This window comes from Bacteroides mediterraneensis (assembly GCF_016900355.1).
GTDB lineage: Bacteria > Bacteroidota > Bacteroidia > Bacteroidales > Bacteroidaceae > Phocaeicola.
Genome location: NZ_JACJKA010000061.1, coordinates 1 through 628, shown reverse-complemented (window position 1 = coordinate 628; position 628 = coordinate 1). Strand labels below are relative to the sequence as shown.

Genomic DNA, 628 nt, shown 5'->3' with positions numbered 1-628 from the left:
ACATCGACCAGTTCTCGTCGAGCTCGCTCGTGACGCGCCTCACCACCGACATCACCAACGTCCAGCTCGCCTACATGATGATCATCCGTACGGCCATCCGCTGCCCGCTTTTGCTCGTCGCGGGCATCGTCATGACGTTCGTCATGTCCGGCCCGATGGCCTTTGTCTTCGTGATCATCGTGCCGATTCTGGGGTTCGGCCTGTTCAAGGTCGTGCGCACCGTGCACCCGATCTTCCGCTCGGTCTTCCACAAGTACGACGCCCTCAACGAGTCCGTCGAGGAGAACGTCACCGGCATGCGCGACGTCAAGAGCTACGTGCGCCAGGACTATGAGAAGCAGCGCTTCGGCGAGGCCGCCCAGGACGTCTGCCGCGACTTCACGCGCGCCGAGAAGATCCTCGCGCTCAACACGCCGATGATGAACTTCGCCGTCTACGCCGTCTTCGTGGTGGTCATCCAGTTCGGCAGCTACCTCATCATCTCCAGCCGCGGCACGGCCTTCAACGTGGGCCAGCTCTCCGCGCTGACCACCTACGGCTTCATGATCCTCATGGCCCTCATGATGGTCTCCGTGGTCTTCGCCATGATCACGATGGCCCAGGAGAGCGCTGAGCGTATCTGCGAGGT

At 61.9% G+C, this 628-nt stretch carries 1 protein-coding gene; it reads left to right on the top strand.

Annotation, left to right across the window (positions count from 1 at the left end):
* Nucleotides 1-628, top strand: a 628-nt coding sequence (locus H6A28_RS14790) for an ABC transporter permease (protein ID WP_204481063.1), incomplete at both ends; no start/stop codon positions are given.